General features: G+C 71.4%; 15 protein-coding genes and 1 riboswitch. Of the genes, 11 read left to right on the top strand and 4 right to left on the bottom strand.

What is annotated here, in order from left to right; genetic code table 11:
- Positions 1-42: 42 nt before the first annotated feature.
- The 10 genes from WMR31_RS09870 to WMR31_RS09825 all read left to right on the top strand — a co-directional run bounded on the left by WMR31_RS09870 (position 43) and on the right by WMR31_RS09825 (position 11,715).
- Positions 43-1,887: an AMP-dependent synthetase/ligase gene (locus WMR31_RS09870; RefSeq protein WP_340538636.1), complete on the top strand. Its 1,845-nt coding sequence runs from the start codon at positions 43-45 to the stop codon at positions 1,885-1,887.
- Positions 1,888-2,126: 239 nt separating this feature from the next.
- Entirely contained in the window at positions 2,127-2,825 is a 699-nt protein-coding gene (cpaB, locus tag WMR31_RS09865) for a Flp pilus assembly protein CpaB (protein WP_340538635.1), read from the top strand.
- Complete coding sequence (locus WMR31_RS09860; protein ID WP_340538634.1) at positions 2,825-4,018, top strand: CpaE/TadZ family protein; 1,194 nt, start codon at positions 2,825-2,827, stop codon at positions 4,016-4,018. Before cpaB ends, WMR31_RS09860 begins: the two co-directional genes overlap by 1 nt.
- The gene (locus tag WMR31_RS09855; RefSeq protein ID WP_340538633.1) at positions 4,015-5,772 is read left to right on the top strand and encodes a TadA family conjugal transfer-associated ATPase; all 1,758 of its coding nucleotides are present in this window, start codon (positions 4,015-4,017) and stop codon (positions 5,770-5,772) included. Before WMR31_RS09860 ends, WMR31_RS09855 begins: the two co-directional genes overlap by 4 nt.
- Positions 5,769-7,763 (top strand): type II secretion system F family protein, encoded by a 1,995-nt coding sequence (locus WMR31_RS09850; RefSeq protein WP_340538632.1) that lies wholly within the window; start codon positions 5,769-5,771, stop codon positions 7,761-7,763. The genes WMR31_RS09855 and WMR31_RS09850 overlap by 4 nt, the downstream gene beginning before the upstream one ends.
- Complete coding sequence (locus WMR31_RS09845; RefSeq protein ID WP_340538631.1) at positions 7,763-8,689, top strand: type II secretion system F family protein; 927 nt, start codon at positions 7,763-7,765, stop codon at positions 8,687-8,689. The genes WMR31_RS09850 and WMR31_RS09845 overlap by 1 nt, the downstream gene beginning before the upstream one ends.
- Before the next feature lie 41 nt (positions 8,690-8,730).
- Positions 8,731-10,269, top strand: coding sequence for a sensor histidine kinase (locus WMR31_RS09840; protein ID WP_340538630.1), 1,539 nt, complete (start codon positions 8,731-8,733; stop codon positions 10,267-10,269).
- A 92-nt stretch (positions 10,270-10,361) separates the two neighbouring features.
- The gene (locus WMR31_RS09835) at positions 10,362-11,015 is read left to right on the top strand and encodes a response regulator (RefSeq protein WP_340538629.1); all 654 of its coding nucleotides are present in this window, start codon (positions 10,362-10,364) and stop codon (positions 11,013-11,015) included.
- A gap of 183 nt (positions 11,016-11,198) precedes the next feature.
- Positions 11,199-11,414, top strand: coding sequence for a Flp family type IVb pilin (locus WMR31_RS09830; RefSeq protein ID WP_340538628.1), 216 nt, complete (start codon positions 11,199-11,201; stop codon positions 11,412-11,414).
- Positions 11,415-11,442: 28 nt separating this feature from the next.
- The gene (locus tag WMR31_RS09825; RefSeq protein WP_340538627.1) at positions 11,443-11,715 is read left to right on the top strand and encodes a Flp family type IVb pilin; all 273 of its coding nucleotides are present in this window, start codon (positions 11,443-11,445) and stop codon (positions 11,713-11,715) included.
- 70 nt (positions 11,716-11,785) lie between these two features.
- Here the strand turns inward: WMR31_RS09825 and WMR31_RS09820 are convergent, their stop codons facing one another.
- The 4 genes from WMR31_RS09820 to WMR31_RS09805 form a co-directional block, all read right to left on the bottom strand.
- A complete protein-coding gene (locus WMR31_RS09820) occupies positions 11,786-13,078 on the bottom strand; it encodes a M48 family metallopeptidase (RefSeq protein ID WP_340538626.1) in 1,293 nt (430 codons plus the stop codon).
- The gene (locus WMR31_RS09815) at positions 13,075-14,304 is read right to left on the bottom strand and encodes a hypothetical protein (protein ID WP_340538625.1); all 1,230 of its coding nucleotides are present in this window, start codon (positions 14,302-14,304) and stop codon (positions 13,075-13,077) included. Before WMR31_RS09815 ends, WMR31_RS09820 begins: the two co-directional genes overlap by 4 nt.
- A gap of 67 nt (positions 14,305-14,371) precedes the next feature.
- Positions 14,372-15,370: a C40 family peptidase gene (locus WMR31_RS09810; protein ID WP_340538624.1), complete on the bottom strand. Its 999-nt coding sequence runs from the start codon at positions 15,368-15,370 to the stop codon at positions 14,372-14,374.
- Positions 15,371-15,382: 12 nt separating this feature from the next.
- Positions 15,383-15,576, bottom strand: a riboswitch (cyclic di-AMP (ydaO/yuaA leader).
- Between the two features lie 138 nt (positions 15,577-15,714).
- Positions 15,715-15,930 carry a hypothetical protein gene (locus WMR31_RS09805; protein ID WP_340538623.1) on the bottom strand — a complete coding sequence of 72 codons (216 nt, stop codon included), beginning with the start codon at positions 15,928-15,930 and terminating at the stop codon, positions 15,715-15,717.
- Between the two features lie 327 nt (positions 15,931-16,257).
- Between WMR31_RS09805 and WMR31_RS09800 the strand changes: the two genes are divergently transcribed.
- Positions 16,258-18,027 (top strand): DEDD exonuclease domain-containing protein, encoded by a 1,770-nt coding sequence (locus WMR31_RS09800; protein ID WP_340538622.1) that lies wholly within the window; start codon positions 16,258-16,260, stop codon positions 18,025-18,027.
- The last annotated feature ends 5 nt before the right edge of the window (positions 18,028-18,032 follow it).

The following is an 18,032-nucleotide window of genomic DNA, read 5'->3' as shown; positions in this document are numbered from 1 at the left end:
TCGGGTGATCCCTCCGAGCGGGTCGGGCGGTAGCGTGCCCCCGTGCGCGAGTTCTCGACCCCCTTGACCGTCGATCTCCCCACCTCGGGCAATCTCACCGACGACGTCGTCCGCAATGCCGCCGAGGCGCCGGACGTCGCCGTGCTCTCCCGCCGTGTCGGGAGTGGTGAGGATGCCCGCTGGGAGGACGTCACCGCCGCTCAGTTCCTGGCCGAGGTCGTCGCGGTCGCCAAGGGGCTGGTGGCCGCCGGTATCGAGCCGGGCGACCGGGTGGCGATCTTGTCGCGGACCCGCTACGAGTGGACCCTGGTCGACTACGCGATCTGGTTCGCCGGCGCGGTCACGGTGCCGATCTACGAGACCTCCTCCGCCGAGCAGATCGAGTGGATCCTGCGTGACTCCGGCGCGGCCGCGGTGGTGGCCGAGGGCCCTGCCCACCTGGCGCGGATCGCCAGTGTGCGCAGTGGGCTCGACGACCTGCGCCACGTGTGGAGCCTCGAGGTCGACGACCAGGGCGCAGACGGCGGCCGCGGGGCGATCGACGTGCTCACCCGGCTGGGCGACGACGTCTCCGACGCCGACCTGGAGGCACGCCGCACCGCGGCCGGGCCCGACGACCTCGCGACGTTGATCTACACCTCCGGGACGACCGGACGCCCCAAGGGCTGCCTGCTGACCCACGGGAACTTCCAGACCGAGCTCGGGGTCGCGGTCGCCGAGCTGCCCGAGCTGTTCGAGCCAGCCGGCGGCGAACCGCCCGCGACCCTGCTGTTCCTCCCCCTCGCCCACGTGTTCGCGCGGATCATCCAGGTCGGCTGCATCCAGGCGCGGGTCCGGCTGGGCCACAGCGCCGACATCGCCAACCTGGTGCCGACGCTCCAGGAGTTCCGCCCGACGTTCGTGCTGGCCGTCCCGCGCGTGTTCGAGAAGGTCTTCAACACCGCCTCGCAGCGCGCGACCGCCGACGGCAGGGGAAAGATCTTCGACAAGGCGGCCGAGACCGCGATCGCGTGGTCGCGCGCCCAGGACAAGGGCCGTGTCTCGCTGGCGCTGCGCGCCCGGCACGCCCTGTTCGAGCGCCTGGTCTACGGCAAGCTGCGCCAGGCGCTCGGCGGGGCCTGCGAGTACGCCGTCTCAGGGGGCGCCCCGCTCGGGGAGCGGCTGGGCCACTTCTTCCGTGGGATCGGGTTGACCATCCTGGAGGGCTACGGCCTGACCGAGACGACGGCCGCGATCACCGTCAACCTGCCCACCGCGCAGAAGGTCGGCACCGTCGGGCGCCCGCTGCCCGGCACCGCCGTCCGGATCGCCGACGACGGGGAGCTGCTGGTCCGCGGCGGCACCGTGTTCCACGGCTACCGGGACAACGAGGAGGCCACCGCCGAGGCGATCGACGCCGAGGGCTGGTTCCACACCGGCGACATCGGCGAGGTCGACGACGAGGGCTTCGTGCGGATCACCGGCCGCAAGAAGGAGATCCTGGTGACCGCCGGCGGCAAGAACGTGGCCCCCGCGGTCCTCGAGGACCGGATCCGCGCGCACGCGCTGGTGAGCCAGGCGCTCGTCGTCGGTGACCGCCAGCCCTTCATCGCGGCGCTGATCACCCTCGACCCCGAGGCGGTGGCCGTGTGGGCCGAGGTCAAGGGCAAGCAGGCGGGCAAGGACCCGGTGGCCGACCTGATGCGCGACCCCGACCTGGTGGCCGAGATCCAGGCGGCCGTCGACGACGCCAACTCCGCGGTCTCGAAGGCCGAGGCGATCCGCAAGTTCACCATCCTGCCCATCGACTGGACCGAGGAGGGCGGCCAGCTGACCCCGAGCCTGAAGCTGCGCCGCAACGTCGTGGTCCGCGAGTGCAAGGACGAGATCGCCGCGCTCTACGAGTAGGCCCCGGCGAGTAGGTCCCGGCTTGACGCGATTTGACCGATCGAGCACGGTACAGGGGTGACCAGGGCGGTCGGTTGGTGCGGGCGCGGCATCGTAGGTGAGAATGTCGCCAGCCGAGACGGCTCGACGCGACTTCTCACCGATTTCCATGTGAAGCGGCGGCGGGCTCCCTATCCTCAGGGCGGCGTCGCGGAGAGCTCCGTGGACACCGGGTGTCCGTTGGGGAGGGAGACACAAGCGTGAGCAGGCGCACCGTCATGCTGGTCGTGGCAGTCGTGGTGGCCCTGATCGGGGCCGGCCTGGTCTTCCTCTATGCCGCCGGCGCCGACGAGCGTGCCTCGGCGAAGACCTCCACCCGCCAGGTGGTCACCGCCATCGGGCAGATCCTCCCCGGCGAGTCGTTCGAGGAGGCCACCTCGCAGGGCAAGATCCAAGTGGTCCCGGTCCCGGTCGATGAGGTCCTCGAGGGCTCGGCCTCCGACGGCCGTGATTTCGAGGGCAAGATCGCGGTCACCACCATCTATCCCGGTGAGCAGCTGTTGGCCCAGCGGTTCACCGACGACCTCGCCGACGTCGAGAGCGCGGTCACCCTGGAGATCCCCCAGGGCATGCAGGGCGTCGCGCTCACCCTCGACGACGAGGAGCGGGTCGGCAACTTCACCCGCCCGGGCTCCCGCGTGGCCGTCTACGTCAGCGGCGTCCCAGGCGTCGACGGCGCGCTGTTCACCGAGGTCCTGGTGATCGGCGTCGGCAGCACCACCCTCGCCGAGCAGCCCGGCCTCGACGCCAATGGCAACCCGCTGGCCGCCACCCCGAGCACCGTCATCACGCTCGCGCTCTCCCCCAAGGACGCCGACCGGCTGATCACCGCCCGAGACAGCGGGGCGAAGGTCCGGCTCACCCTGCTTCCCGCGACGTCCACAGGTGGGAGCGGCTGATGCCCGTCCTCGTCGAGACCGACTCGGCCGCCGTCTCCACGCTGCTCGGGGCGATGCCTCCGGGCGCGCAGGCGGTCAGCGCCCCCGACCGGATGCTGGGCTGGCTCGACCAGCACCCCGACGAGTACGTCGTCGTGCTCGGTCCGAGCCTCCCGCTGGAGACCGCCCTCCAGGTCTGCCAGGACCTCAGCGTCGACAAGCCGGTCGTGAGCGTCGTGCTCGCGGTCGACTCCCCCGACGCACACGTGCTGGCCGGGGCGATGAAGGCCGGGGCCCGCGACGTCGTCGCGGCCGGCGACCCCGGGGCCACAGCGGCGGCGATCCAGCGCGCCCACCAGCTCGCCGAGGCGCTGCGCGGCCCCTCCGGTGCGCGCCACCTCGGCCGGATCGTCTCGATCTTCTCCCCCAAGGGCGGCGTCGGGAAGACGACGATCGCGGTCAACGTCGCCCTGGCGCTCGCCGAGGGCGGGGCCCGCAAGGTCTGTCTGGTCGACCTCGATCTCGGATTCGGCGACGTCGCGATCACTACCCAGGTCTTCGCGACCAACTCCATCGAGCAGGCCATCGGCGCCGAGGACCAGATCGACCTCACCATGGTCCAGGGCCTGCTCACCAGACACCAGGACTCGCTGATGATCCTGGCCGCGCCGCCTCACCCCGATGCGCGTGATCGGGTCACCCCGACGCTGGTCACCCGCATCCTGCGAGCGCTGCGGGAGGGCTTCGACTACGTGGTGATCGACCTGCCACCGTCCTTCGACGACCAGGTGCTCACCGCGCTCGACGAGACCGACGAGTGCGTCATCGTGACCACCCTCGACGTCCCCACCCTGAAGAACGTCAAGCTCGCCCTCGAGACCCTCGAGGTGCTCTCGATCGCCAACGGCCATCGCCATCTCGTGCTCAACCGGGCCGACGACGCCGTCGGCATCGGACCCGCCGAGGTCGAGTCGATCCTGGGCATGCCGATCACCGCCAGGCTCGCCACCTCCATCGACGTGGCCGCGGCCACCAACGCAGGCACGCCGATCATGCTCCAGTCGCCACGCCACCCCGCGAGCGTGGCGATCCGCGGGCTCGCCTCCGCGCTCGCCGGGCAGCCGGTCGGCGCTCCGCTTCCGCTGAACGGCTCGACCGCCGGGCCCGGCACCAAGCGCCGGCTGTTCCGTCGGCGCCGGAAGGCCCGCGGATGAGCAGTCTGTCGGAGCGGCTCGCGGCGGCTCGACGGGCAGCCAAGGAGCGTGACGAGCCGCCGCGGGTGGTCGACGCCGATCGCCCGCGACCCCAGTCGGACCGCGCCGGCACTGAGCCGACGGTGAGCGGACCGCCCACGCTGGACAAGCACCCCGACGACCAGCACCCCGACGACCAGACGCAGGTTCCCGCCGTCACCGAGGGCAAGAGCGAGGCCGGCCAGGCGGCTCCCCCGGCTCCCAGCCACCCGCCGACGCCGCACCCGATCGGTGCGCCCTCCTACGCTCAGGCGCCGTATCCCCCGCGGCAGCCCGGCGGCCCGGTACCACCAGGGCTTCCCGCCCGCGTCGACTCGACCGTCGGCCCGATCATCGACCGGGTGGGCGGCACTCGCCGGGCCGGACCGGAGCGGGTCGGGGCGCACCAGGGCTCCGGCGGGCGCGGGTCCGAGACCCCCGGACGTCGTCGCGCCGGCCAGAGCGATCGTCTCGACGAGCTGAAGAGCAGCGTCCACGTCGAGCTTCTCAAGCAGCTCGGCCCCCACCTGTACGACCCCAACATCGATCAGGGCGAGCTCGAGCAGCGGGTCCGCGTGGTCCTCTCGGACGTGCTCAGCGCGCACGACCGGCCCTTGAGCAACAGCGACCGCGCACGGGTCACCCAGCAGATCAGCGACGACATCCTCGGCTACGGCCCCCTCGAGCCCTACCTGCGCGATCCCGAGGTCTCCGAGGTCATGGTCAACACCTACGACTCGATCTGGCTGGAGAAGCACGGTCGGCTGGTGAAGGCCCACACCTCGTTCACCGACGAGGCGCACCTGCGCCGGATCATCGACAAGATCGTCTCCCGGATCGGGCGCCGCGTCGACGAAGCGAGCCCGATGGTCGACGCCCGCCTGCCCGACGGCAGCCGGGTCAACGCCGTCGTCCCGCCGCTGGCGCTCGACGGCTCCGCGCTCACCATCCGCAAGTTCGCCGCCGACCCGCTCGGGATCGACGACCTGGTGAACTTCGGCACGGTCACACCGCAGACCGCCGACTTCCTCGACGCCTGCGTGCGCGGCCGTCTCAACGTCATCGTCTCCGGCGGCACCGGCGCCGGCAAGACCACCACGCTCAACGTGCTCTCCTCCTTCATCCCCGAGGACGAGCGCATCGTCACCATCGAGGACGCCGCCGAGCTCCAGCTCAAGCAGCAGCACGTCGTCAGGCTCGAGTCGCGCCCGGCCAACATCGAGGGCAAGGGCGCGGTGACGATCCGCGACCTGGTGATCAACAGCCTGCGCATGCGCCCCGACCGGATCGTGGTCGGTGAGGTCCGCGACGCCTCGGCGCTCGACGTGCTCCAGGCGATGAACACCGGCCACGACGGGTCCATCTGCACCCTGCACTCCAACGGCCCACGCGACACCCTCTCCCGGATGGAGACGATGGCGCTGATGGCCGGGATGGAGCTGCCGATCCGGGCGATCCGCGACCAGATGGCCTCCGCGATCGACCTCATCGTGCATCAGCACCGCTTCAAGGACGGCACCCGGCGCATCACCAGCATCACCGAGGTCGAGCGGATGGACGGTGACGTCATCACGCTCAAGGAGCTCTTCGTCTTCGACAACTCCCTGGGCTTCGACCCCGACGGCCGGACCCTCGGCCGGCTGCGCGCCACCGGCCTGCGGCCGGGGTTCTTGGAGAAGATGGAGAACTCCAACGTCACCGTCGACCCGATGCTCTTCTACTCGGATCGAATGTGAGGGCCACCGACATGAGGCCCACCGGCAGCCGCATGGGGCGCGCGGGTGCGGCGGTCACAGTCCTGGCCCTGGCGGCCCTGACCCTCGGCCTCGCCCTGGCCCTCGGCTCCGGGCTGACCTCGGGGGCCGCCAGCGCCGCCGACGACGAGTTCGGGATCAGCGGCGCCGAGCGCAAGGACCCCGGCGTCGTCCTCAACGTGGCCGTCCCGGAGGGGGTCCAGGTCGACCTGGGCGGCGTCAGCGCCACGATCGACGGCGAGGACTACGAGACCGAGGCCCGCCTGATCAAGGACAGCGCCACGCGGGTCACCCGCACGACCGTGCTCGCCATCGACATCAGCAGGTCCATGACCGGCGCCCGCTTCACAGCCGCGAAGGCCGCCGCCCGGACCTTCCTGGAGAGCGCGCCCACCGACGTGCTGGTCGGCATCGTCACCTTCGACAAGACCGTCGAGGTCGCGCTGGAGCCGACCACCGACCGCGAGGCGGCCCTCGACGTCGTCGACGGTCTGCGCGTCGCCAAGGTCAAGGACACCCAGCTCTTCGACGGCATCGAGCAGGCCCTGACCCAGGCAGGTGACGACGGCCAGCGCTCGGTTCTGGTGATCTCCGACGGCGAGGACACCAGCGGAGCGCTGCCCGACGAGATCGCCGCCGAGGTCGCCGAGTCCGGTGTCGACGTCGGCGTCGTCGCCCTCGACCAGAGCGAGTCGGCCCTCGCGATCCTCGAGGAGGTCGCCGGCGATCGCGGTGCCGTCCTGGACGCCAGCGCCGAGGCGCTGACCGCGGAGTTCGCCGCCGAGGCCGAGATCCTCAACCGCCAGATCGCCGTCGCCATCACCGCGCCGGCGGAGGCGGTCTCGGAGGACAAGTCGATCTCGGTCTCGATCACCCTGCCGCTGCCCGAGGGCGAGAAGTACCTCTACTTCACCCTGCCCGCCCTGTCCGGGGGTGAGGTGGTCACCGACCCGGCGAGCACGATCCCCGTCGTGCTCCCCCCGTCTGCAGACGACGGCAACCGGTGGGTCATCTACGCAGGCTCCGCCGTCTTCGGCCTCGGCCTCTTCGCGATCGCGCTGGCCCTCGTCCCCGCCAAGCCCAAGCCGCTCACCGCCGAAGCCCGGATCAGCGACTTCCTCTCCGGTGGCCTGGGCCCCATCAACGTGCCCAAGGAGTCGCACACGCCGCCGGTCTTCCAGCAGATGGCCGACGCGCTGGGCAGGGTCCTCGAACGGCACCGGACCCTCGACCGGTGGATCAGCGTCAAGCTCGACGCCGCCGGCAGCGAGCTGCGCTCCTCGGAGTGGGCACTGCTGTCTATCGGGATCTTCCTGGTCTCCAGCGCCTTCGGCGCCCTGGCCGGCCAGGGCGACCCCGTGGTCATCCTGCTCTTCATGATCATCGGCGCACTCGGGCCGATCGCCTACCTCAGCATGCGCATCTCGCGGCAACGGCGCGCCTTCGACGCCGTCCTGCCCGAGACGCTCAACCTGATGGCGGGATCGCTCACCGCGGGCCTCTCGTTCGTGCAGGCGATCGACGCGATCGTGCGTGAGGGCCTGGAGCCGGTCGCCTCCGCGTTCGGGCGCGTGCTCGTCGAGACCCGAATCGGGGTGTCGCTCGACGACGCGCTCGAGCGGGTGGCCGACCGCTACGACAGCCGCGACTTCCATTGGGTCGTCATGGCGATCCGGATCCAGCGCCAGGTCGGCGGCAACCTGGCCGAGTTGCTCACCACCGTCGCCACCACGATGCGCGAGCGGGAGTTCCTCCGCCGTCAGGTGAACGGCCTGGCGGCGGAGGGTCGGCTGTCCGCACTGATCCTCGGCGCACTCCCGCCGCTGTTCTTGACCTACATGCTGATCGCGCGCCGCGACTACATCCTGCCGCTGTTCACCGATCCGCGCGGCCTGGTGATGATCATCGGCGCCGCCATCTGGCTCTGCATCGGCATCTTCTGGATGAGCCGGATCGCCCGGGTGGAGGTCTGATGGCCACCGTGCTGTTCCTGCTCGGCGTCGCCCTGGTCGTCGGCGCCCTGGTGTTGGCGGTGGTGGTGCTCACCAGCGAGCGTCCGCCGACCGGCGTCCAGAAGTCGCTGGCGGCGATCGAGGCCATGACCACCGTGGCCCCCATCGAGACGCCGGAGGAGGACGAGCGCCCCTTCTCCGAGCGCATCATCGAGCCCCTGTTGCGCCGCACCGCCCGGATCGGCCGCGTGTTCACCCGCTCCGAGACCTCCAGCCGGCTCCACCACCGACTCGACGTCGCCGGCAACCCCGGCGACTGGAGCGCCGACCGGGTGGCCTCGGTCAAGGTGATCGGCGCGGTCGTGGTCTTCCTGATCGGCCTGGCCGCCGGCGCCCTGATGAGCGACCGGCTGGTGGTGATCGCGCTCGTGGCGATCATCGGACTGCTCCTGGGCTTCTTCCTGCCGGACCTGTACCTCTACCAGACCACCTACAACCGGTCCGAGCAGCTGCTGCGCGAGCTGCCCGACGCCATCGACCTGCTCACGATCAGCGTCGAGTCCGGGCTGGGGTTCGACGCCGCGCTCCAGCAGGTCGCCAGGCACACCGACGGCGCGCTGGCGATGGAGTTCGCGCGGGTGCTGGCCGAGATGCAGATCGGCCGGAGCCGTTCCGCGGCGCTACGCGACATGGCCGAGCGCACCACCGTGCCCGACGTCCGCTCCTTCGTGAGCGCGATGGTGCAGGCCGACTCCTTCGGCATCCCGATCGGCCAGGTCCTGCGGGCCCAGTCGGTCGAGATGCGCTCCAAGCGGCGCCAGCGCGCGGAGGCCAAGGCACAGCAGGTGCCGGTCAAGATCACGCTCCCCCTCATCATCTGCATCCTCCCCTGCCTGTTCATCGCCGTGCTCGGTCCGGCGGCCCTCTCGATCCTGGACACGTTCTAAGCCAACGCGTCCAGCCCACCCAGATCGGTGACCACACCCACATGAGAATGAGACTCAGCCGGATCTCCATAGGCGCGCGTGTATTCACTGTCATCGCGCTCGCTGCGCCGATCCTGGCCTACAACCGCAGTCGGGGTGCGCTCGTAGCGCTCGGCCTGCTCTGCCTGGTCTGGCTGGCCACCAGCGTCGCCGAGCGCCGCTCCGACCTCGCCCCGTACACCCCACTGATCGAAGCGGCCGCCGTCGGCGCCATCGCCGGCGCCTCGATCGACATCACCACCGGTTTCCTCCTGGCGCTCGCCCTGCCGCCGTTCATCGCGGCGATCCGACTCGGTCCCCGGGGCTGCATCCTGGCGGTGTGCGCCGAGCTGGCCACCGTCGTACTGACAACGTTCATCGCCATCGGACCGAAGCCCGATGACAGCCAAGTCCTATCGATCTTCTCCTGGACGATGGCCGGGCTCGGCTTCGGCCTGGTCGGCAGCGTCATCCACGCCGGTCTCGAGCGAGAGCGCGCCGGGCTCGCGCCCTACCTGGACGCCCAGCACCTGATCAAGCAGCTGCTCGACCTCTCCGACGACCTCAGCTCGGGCCTGGACGTGGCGACCTTGTCCGGGACGGTCCTCAGCGCCGTCGGCGACACGGTACCCACGACCGCCTCGGGCCTGTACCTGCCGCGTGGCGAGGTCCTGATCCCGCTTGCGGCCCAGACCCTCGACCGCACCGACCAGTCCGGGCTCAGCCTGGCCGAGGAACTGGCCGTGACCGCGCTGACCCGTGGCGAGACGGTGATCGACGCAGGCGGCTTCGCGTTCAAGGTGGGCGACGCCGCCGTCTTCGCCGGCATCCTCCCCTTGCGCTCCACGTTCGGCTCCCAGGACCTCGAACGCCTGGTCGGCCGCATCCGCCGGGACCTGCGTACTCAGATCGTGCAACTCGACACCGCCCTGCTGTTCGCCGACTTCCGAGACTCGGCCTCGGCCGACGTCCGCAAGCGGCTGGCTCGCGAGATGCACGACGGGGTGGCCCAGGACATCGCCTCGCTCGGCTACCTCGTCGACGTGCTGGCCGCACGTCCGGCCGATGAGAAGCAGGCCCAGCAGTTCGCGATGCTCCGCGGCCGGATCACCTCGATCGTCGCCGAGGTCCGGCAGTCGGTGCTCACCCTGCGCACCAGCATCGGGGAGGCCGAGAGCCTCGGTACGGCGATCGGGGCGGTGGCGCGGCACCTGAGCGAGTCCTCGCAGATCCCGATCCACGTCACCCTCGACGAGCACGCCACTCGCCTGCGCCCGGAGGTGGAGGCCGAGCTCTTCCGCATCGCGCAGGAGGCGATGAACAACGCGATCAAGCACGCCCAGTGCAACTCGATCGACGTCCACTGCCGGGTGCATGCACCCGAAGCCCTGATCACCGTCACCGATGACGGCCGCGGCCTCCAGAAGGGCCGCAGCGACTCCCACGGTCTCAAGATCATGCGCGAGCGGGCCCGGCTCGTCGGCGCCGAGATCTCCATCGGCGACCGTCCAGAGGGTGGGCTCGCCGTCGCTGTGGAGATCTCCCACCAAGACAACCGTTAGAGTCGCCTGGCCGCGCCATGACGCGCGTTCCGGCTGGGGGGTCGGGCGGCTACCCTTCCCTCAGCGCGCCGAGACCCCGAGAGAGTTCCTTCATGAGCGACACACCCACCCGGATCCTGCTGGTCGACGACCACGAGCTGATCCGCAGCGGGCTGTCCATGGTCCTCGACCTCGAGGACGACATGGACGTCGTCGCCACGGCCGGCTCGGTCGCCGAGGCACTGGCCAGTTACGAGGAGCACCAGCCCGACGTCGTGGTCGCCGACCTCCAGCTCCAAGACGGCACCGGGCTCGACATCGTGCGCACCATCCGCAAGGACAACGACGCCACCGGCCTGATCGTGCTCACCATGCACTCCGGCGACGACCAGATCTTCGCCGCCATGCAGGCCGGCGCCTCGGGCTTCGTCGGCAAGGACGCCCCCTCCTCGGAGGTCGTCAAGGCCGCCCGCCACGCCGCGATCTCGCCGCGTGCCTTCATCTGCGCGGGGCTGGCGGGCGCGATGATGCGCCGGGCGTCGGGCGAGTCCACCAGCCTCACCGAGCGTGAGCACGACGTCCTGCTGCTGCTCGCCGACGGTCTCGGCGCCGCGGCCATCGGCGAGCGCCTCTACCTCAGCGAGTCCACCGCCAAGTCCCACATCGCCCGGATCTACCAGAAGCTCGGGGCCGCCAACCGGGCCCAGGCCCTGGTCACCGCCATGCGGATCGGGCTGCTCTCCAGCATCCAGCCCGGCGAGAGCTGAGCCTGCATCCAGGCTGAGCCGAGGACCACCTTCCGGTGCGTCATCTAGTCATAAATGACTAGATGCGTTCGGACGATCGCCTGAGGTATCGCCGCTGCGCGCCGCGCGAGAATACCTGCGTGAGCACTTTCGGTCTCGGGGCCTCTCACACCCCATCGCATCAACTAGAGGAGCCAGCACCCCATGCTTGACTACCTGCTCATCATGATCGGCGCCCGCAAGGCGCGGATGGACGAACGGGGCGCCTCGGCCGTCGAGTACGGCCTGCTGGTCGCCGGCATCACCGCCGTCATCATCCTCGTCGTCATGGCCCTGGGCGGAAAGATCCAGGACATCTTCAAGGAGACCTGTTCCGGAATCTCCGGTGGGGAGGCCAACGCCCCCGCCAACTGCAAGTAGTAACTGAGGGACGATGGGAGACAGCACCATGGACCACGTAGCGGACCACGCTGCGGATCTGGCCACCGAAGGCCCTCGCACGCTGCGCAGCCGGCTGGCCTTCTGGCGCCGTCGCGGTGAGCGCGGCGCCTCCGCGGTCGAGTACGGCATCCTGATCGCCGGCATCGCCGCCGTCATCGTGCTCGCGGTCGTCGCCTTCGGCGACAGCGTGAACAACCTGTTCGGCGACACCTGCTCCACGATCGACAAGGTCGGTCCGGGCGAGTGCAAGGAGACCCCGTCCCCCGGCACCACCCCGTAACCACGCCGCTGCCGATGCCCCGGATCTCTCGATCCGGGGCATCGGTGCGTACTGAGCCGGGCTGAGCCTGTCAGTCCGCGACGCGCTGGGCGATCGCGATCCGGGTCAGCACGCCTGGATGACTGGCGAACCACAGCTGCGCCAGCGCCGGCGGGGTCGGGTCGGCCAGCGAGCGCTGCGCCAGCCGTCGCTGGACGCCGATGAACGCCGCCTGCGCCTGCGCTCCCCCGTCGACCGCCGAGCTCGCCCGGACGGCGTCGACGTCGGCGCGGGTCTCGAGCTGACGGCTCACCGCGTTGGTCACCGGCGCGACGACGAACATCGCCAGCGCGGCCAGGGCGAGCACCAGGGGCACGACCTGGGGGTCCCCGGGCTCCGGCGCGCCCCGTCGTCGGGCCGCTGCGAGTACCAGGCCCAGCAGGCCCACCCCGGCCAGGACACCGGCGGCCCCGAGGACGGTGCCCGTCACGACGTCGTGGTGGCGGGCGTGGGCGAGCTCGTGCGCCACCACCGCGAGCACCTCGTCCTCACCCGACGTCGCGAGCGTGCCGTCGTCGCGCCGGGCGGCCGGCCGCCCCGCCTCGGCGAGGAGGGTGTCGTAGACGACGACCCGTCGTGTCGCACCGAAGCCGGACACGTAGGCGTTGAGCGTGGTGGTGCGCCGCGAGGCGTCGGCGACCAGCACGTCGTCCACCTCGACTCCCTCGGCCTCGGCAAGCGCCAGGATCCGGGTGCGCAACGACCCGTCGGGCAGGGGCTCGACATCGGTGAACAGAGGCTCCACGATCACCGGATAGGCGAAGGAGCCCGCCACGACGAGGACCGCGAGCACACCACCGGCGATGGCCGGCCAGGCCCGCTTCCACCGCCGGGCGCAGCCCACCAGCACCAGCACGACCACCGAGGTCGACACGATCGAGACCGCCTCGGTGCGCGCGACGTCGAGCCCGAACGCCGCCCAGGACTGGTGGGTGAGTCCCTCGTCGAGCCGCAGCCGGCGCAGCGCCACCGCGCACGGGAAGGTGACCAGCCGTCCGATTAGGATGAGCGCCGAGACGGCCAGCGGTACCCGCACCCACCACCGGCCCGGCAGTGCCGAGACCAACCGACGACCGCGGTCGGTGAGACCGAACCAGCAGGCGACCAGGATCGAGGCGCCCAGCGAGGACCAGCTCCACAGCCGGGACCAGCGGGCGAACGCCTCGGCGCGGTCGACCTCCTCGGGAGTGAGGACCTGGGCCACCGGCACCGGCGTCAGACGACCGCCCGGCACCGGATCCCACGGCACGAGCAACACACCGCCGACCACGAGCGCGAGCAGCCCGACGGCGAGCGTGGCGAGCGCGACGCGGCGTTCGGTCACGAGCCCAACTCCGCCAGTCGCGCCCGCCAGGCGCGTACCAGGTCTCCCTCGGTCCAGCCGAAGCCGGTGCGCAGCCCGTCTGCGAGTGGCACGCCGGCCCCGACGCGGTGGACCAGCCGAGCCAGGGCGTCCGGCCCGCGACGCTCGGCGAGGGTGACGCACGCCAGCCACGCGGCCTCGTAGGCAGCGCCGAGATGGGGAGCCTCCGCGTCCAGATCGTCTTCGCCGGGCAGTCGCGCCGGGAGTCCGTCGGCGCGGACCCGATCCGCGATCTGGGCCGCGGTTCGCGTCAACGGGAGGGGTCCGGTCTCCGTGCGTCCGGCCCCGCGGAGCGCGACATAGTCGGCGAATCCCTCCACCAGCCAGGTCGGCGCGGCGCTGGCGGGCGAGTCGGTGGCCACGTGGGTGGCCTCATGGGTCATCACGACCTGTCGGGCCGCCGGTCCGAGCCGGTCGAACACGTCGGGATTCACGACCACATGCACCGGCGCGTCCTGGACCATCCCTGGCGTGCTCGGCGCCGCGGTGGCGGCGATCGGCTCGTGGCTGCCCGGCTCGGCGCCGAGGGTCCGATCGACGGCGTCGGCATCGGCCGGCACCTCCACCACCAGGCTCGGCCGCCACCCGCGCACGATGCGCGAGACCTCGGGAAGGGCCCGCACGGCGGTGCGCAGATAGGACTGCGGCCGACGGGACGCGGACGCCACGACGAGGACGTCGGCGGTGCGTGCCGTCCGGACCGGGCCCGCAAGCCAGATCGGCAGCCGCTCGCGGCCGGCGAGCTCGTCGGCACCGATCGAGCTGACTCGCACGGCGTCGTCGACGATCCGGAAGCCGATCGGCACCTCGACGGTGGCCGGCTCGTCGTCGAAGCCGGCGTAGGACCACGTCACGTCGACGACGCCGAGCCAGTCGCCGTCGTCGAGCGGCTCTCCTCGCTCGCCGGTGTAACGCAGCCGCACGTCGTCGATGCCGACGTTCTCGACGGCGTCCGCGGCTGCACCGAGCCGATCCGACGTCGCGGTATCCCCCGGCACGGCGAGCGCCTCGGCCGCACTCCGGTCGCCGGCGCGCAGGGCGTCGGCGAGACGGCGCACCGTGGCCGCGGCCGCCGCGGGTGCGGGTGCGTCGGTGCTCGACCGTGACGCCGGGGCCGGCTCGTGGTCCTCGAGCATCAGGTGCACCAGCACGGCTGCGCCGGCGACCAGGCAGGCGGTCAGCAACAACGAAAGACCGGCCGCCCACCATCGGGGGCGACCGGTCCTTCGCGGGTGGTCGGTCAGGGTCGAGCCGTCAGCCGGGGCGCACCGCGCCGACGTAGGGCATCGAGTTCACTGGCGCGGTCGTGACACCGGAGCCCGGGTTGGCGGCGTGCACGATCAGGCCATTGCCGATGTACATGCCGACGTGGCTGATCGGGCTGTAGTAGAAGACCAGGTCTCCGGGCTGCAGGTCGGACTGCGAGACGCGGGCCCCGGAGGAGTACTGGGCGCTCGAGGAGTGCGGCAGGCCGACGCCGGCCTGTGCCCAGGCCATCATGGTGAGGCCGGAGCAGTCGAAGGCGTTCGGGCCGGCGGCACCGTAGACGTAGGCGTCGCCTACCTGGGCCATGGCGTACTTGATCGCCGCGCCCGCGCGGCCCGAGGCCGGCACGCTGGTGGCCGGGACCCGGGTGGAGGTGGTGCTGCGCGACAGCATCTCCTGGCGCTCCTCCTCCTTGAGCCGGTCGAGGAGGTCGTTGGCGTCCTCGAACTTGTTGTCGATGGTCTCCTTCTCCCGCGCCAGGTCGGCCTCGACCTCGGCGACCTGGTCGACGCGCCGCTGGACGGCGTCGGTGCGGATGGAGAGGGCCTCGAGGTTGGTCGTGTAGTCGTCGAACACGCCGTCTTGGATGTCCTGGTAGGACGACATCGTCGAGAGCCGGTCGAGGAAGGCGCCGGAGTCGGTCGCGGTGACGACCTGGGTCACTGCGCCGAGGTCGCTTCCGCCACCGGTGTACTGGCGCAGGATGCTGTCGCGGGCCTCGCTGCGCACGGCGTCGAGCGCCTTGCGCGCCTGCCGCTCGTCGGCGCGCAAGGAGTCGAGGTCCGACTCGAGCTCGGCGAGCTGGAGCTTGGCGTCGTTGTAGCGCTCCGAGGCCTGCTCGGCCTCGTGGTAGAGCTTGTCGACGCGCTCTTGGACGTCGTCGACAGTGGGCTCGGCCTGGGCCGGGGAGGAGTTGAGCAGGCCGAAGGTCGAGACGAGCACGACACCCGAGACCGCTGCGCTGGCGCGCACCCGGAACTTGGTCACTACGTGTGGGTCCTTTGCAGTCGTAACGCTTACCGGGTGAGCTGACGGATTCGGGCACGACCTGCCCTACCTCTGCTCCCCGGCTTGATTCTCGGCACCCGGGTCGGGCGCCTTGAACCAGTCCGCCTTGCAGAGGATTCACCCCAGGAGAGTTGGTTCCCCGGCTCCCCCGCCGCGGACGGCGAGAGACTCAGCGTGGCCTCCGCGCGGGACCTGGTGGACCCACTTCCACGGATGCCTCGGTCGCCCACCGTAGACCCGCCCCGAAGGGGCCGCCAAATATCGGTCCAGATCGCGGCGTGGCGTGCCCCACACGCCACATGGGTCACACGTGGGGACGGCGCTCACGCCGATTCGACGGCCGGCCCGTCGACGGGCTGCACCAGCCGCAACGGAGGCACCAGGCCGCCGTCGGCCAGGACGTCGAGCGCGCGCCGCTCGTCGTCGTCGATGCTCAAGTCGGCCAGCTCGGGCGGCGGCCCCAGCAGCACGGTGACCACGCAGTCGTGGCACGCCAGCCCCCGCACCAGGCAGGAGTCGCAGTCGATTCGTGTCGTCATGGCGGGCACGCTGCCAGTCGCCACCGACAGTCCGTCCCGACCCGTTCCGCGCAATTGCGCCGTTCGGGTCGTCCGCCGGCCCTCGGACTGCACCGTTCCGCGCAATTGCGCCGTCCGGGTCACCCACCGCCCCTCCGACTGCACCATTCCGCGCAATTGCGCCGTCCGAGTCACCCACCACCCCTCCGACTGCACCATTCCGCGCAATTGCGCCGTCCGGGTCACCGCACGCCATCCGACAGCCACTCGCCACCCAACCCAGCCAACCCACCCAACCCACCGCGCGGCGGCACCACCTTGTCGGTGCCGCCGCCTACCGTGCCGGACATGGGCACGACCACCTCCGCCGTCGAGGGAGCCGCCACCGGCTCGCGCTGGGAGAGCCAGCGCAGCTTCGACGAACTGGGCCGGTCCCTGGCCGACGTCACGTTCTGCGTGGTCGACCTCGAGACCACCGGCGGGTCGGTGCAGGCGGGCTCGATGATCACCGAGATCGGCGCGGTCAAGGTGCGGGGCGGGGAGGTGCTCGGCGAGTTCCAGACCCTGGTCAACCCGCACACCGAGATCCCCGCCTTCATCGCGGTCCTCACCGGCATCAGCAACTCCATGGTCTGCGACGCCCCGCCGATCGAGTCGGTGCTCCCGGCGTTCCTCGAGTTCGCCGCCGGGTGCGTTCTGGTGGCGCACAACGCGCCGTTCGACGTCGGCTTCCTCAAGCACTTCGCCCAACAGCAGCAGCGGCCCTGGCCCGCGTTCGAGGTGGTCGACACCGCCGTGCTCGCCCGGCGCGTCATCACTCGCGACGATGCCCCCAACTGCAAGCTCTCCTCGCTGGCCAAGCACTTCCGCTCCGCCACCACGCCGAACCACCGGGCCCTCTCCGATGCGCGCGCCACGGTCGACGTCCTGCACGGGCTGATGGAGCGGATCGGCACCCAGGGTGTGCGGACGCTCGAGGAGCTCCAGACCTTCTCCTCCCGCGTCACCGCCGCCCAGCGCAAGAAGCGGCACCTCGCCGACGGGCTGCCGCACTCCCCCGGCGTCTACCTCTTCCAGGACGACGCCGACCGGATCCTCTACGTCGGCACCTCGCGCGACGTGCGCACCCGGGTCCGCTCCTACTTCACCGCCTCCGAGACCCGGTCCCGCATGGGTGAGATGGTCCGGCTGGCGGCGCGCGTCACGGCCATCGAGTGCGCCACGCCGCTGGAGGCCGAGGTCCGCGAGCTCCGCCTGATCGCCAAGCACAAGCCGTCCTACAACCGCCGCTCGCGCCATCCGGAGAAGGTCACCTTCGTCAAGCTCACCCGCGAGCCGTGGCCGCGTCTCTCGCTGGTCCACAAGGTCCTCGACGACGACGCCGACTACCTCGGTCCGTTCTCCTCCCGCGGCGCCGCCGAGCGCTGCCTGGCCGCGCTGCACGACACCTTCCCGGTCCGCCAGTGCACCGATCGCCTCGGCCGTCGCCCGTCCCGCACCGCCTGCGTCCTGGCCGAGATGGGGCGCTGCCTCTCGCCGTGCGACGGCAGCGTCGACGAGCACACCTACGCCGCCGTGGTCCGCCAACTGCGCGAGACCCTGCTCCAGCGCCCCGACGAGGTGGTCGAGGCGGTCAACACCCGCATGGCCGTGCTGGCCGCCGACGAGCGATTCGAGGAGGCGGGGGTGCATCGCGACCGGCTGGCCGCCTTCGTGCGGGCCGCCGCCCGCACCCAGCGCCTCACCTCGCTCACCCGGTGTCCCGAGGTCGTCGCCACCCGGCGCGAGGACGACGGCCGGTGGGCCGTCCACGTCGTCCGGTTCGGCCGGCTCGCGGCAGCCGGCGTCATCCCGCCCGGCGCCAACGCCCACGCCTACGTCGCCCAGCTCCGGGCCGGCGCCGAGACCGTCCCCGCACCGGCCGGCACGCCCGGCCCCACGCCCGCGGCCACCGCCGAGGAGACCGAGCGGGTGCTGCGCTGGCTCGAGGCGCCCGACCTCCGCCTGGTCGACATCGATGGCGAGTGGACCTGCCCGATCTCGGGCGCGACCCGGCATCTTGCCCGGCACGCCGGCTCCAAGCGCCTCCTGCCGGCGCCCTTCGAACAGGCCGGGTAGCGCCC

It is taken from the genome of Nocardioides epinepheli, assembly GCF_037936805.1.
In the GTDB taxonomy this organism is placed as follows: Bacteria; Actinomycetota; Actinomycetes; order Propionibacteriales; family Nocardioidaceae; genus Nocardioides.
The sequence above is the reverse complement of the archived record's forward strand: the minus strand, read 5'-3'. Positions and strand labels throughout refer to the sequence as shown.

Bases quoted from the DNA above. Each gene is read 5' to 3' on its own strand.
- WMR31_RS09835 (WP_340538629.1), top strand. From the start codon at position 10,362: ATGAGCGACACACCCACCCGGATCCTGCTGGTCGACGACCACGAGCTG.
- WMR31_RS09800 (WP_340538622.1), top strand. From the start codon at position 16,258: ATGGGCACGACCACCTCCGCCGTCGAGGGAGCCGCCACCGGCTCGCGC.
- WMR31_RS09855 (WP_340538633.1), top strand. From the start codon at position 4,015: ATGAGCAGTCTGTCGGAGCGGCTCGCGGCGGCTCGACGGGCAGCCAAG.
- WMR31_RS09845 (WP_340538631.1), top strand. From the start codon at position 7,763: ATGGCCACCGTGCTGTTCCTGCTCGGCGTCGCCCTGGTCGTCGGCGCC.
- WMR31_RS09860 (WP_340538634.1), top strand. From the start codon at position 2,825: ATGCCCGTCCTCGTCGAGACCGACTCGGCCGCCGTCTCCACGCTGCTC.
- WMR31_RS09825 (WP_340538627.1), top strand. From the start codon at position 11,443: ATGGACCACGTAGCGGACCACGCTGCGGATCTGGCCACCGAAGGCCCT.
- WMR31_RS09805 (WP_340538623.1), bottom strand. From the start codon at position 15,930: ATGACGACACGAATCGACTGCGACTCCTGCCTGGTGCGGGGGCTGGCG.
- WMR31_RS09830 (WP_340538628.1), top strand. From the start codon at position 11,199: ATGCTTGACTACCTGCTCATCATGATCGGCGCCCGCAAGGCGCGGATG.
- WMR31_RS09840 (WP_340538630.1), top strand. From the start codon at position 8,731: ATGAGAATGAGACTCAGCCGGATCTCCATAGGCGCGCGTGTATTCACT.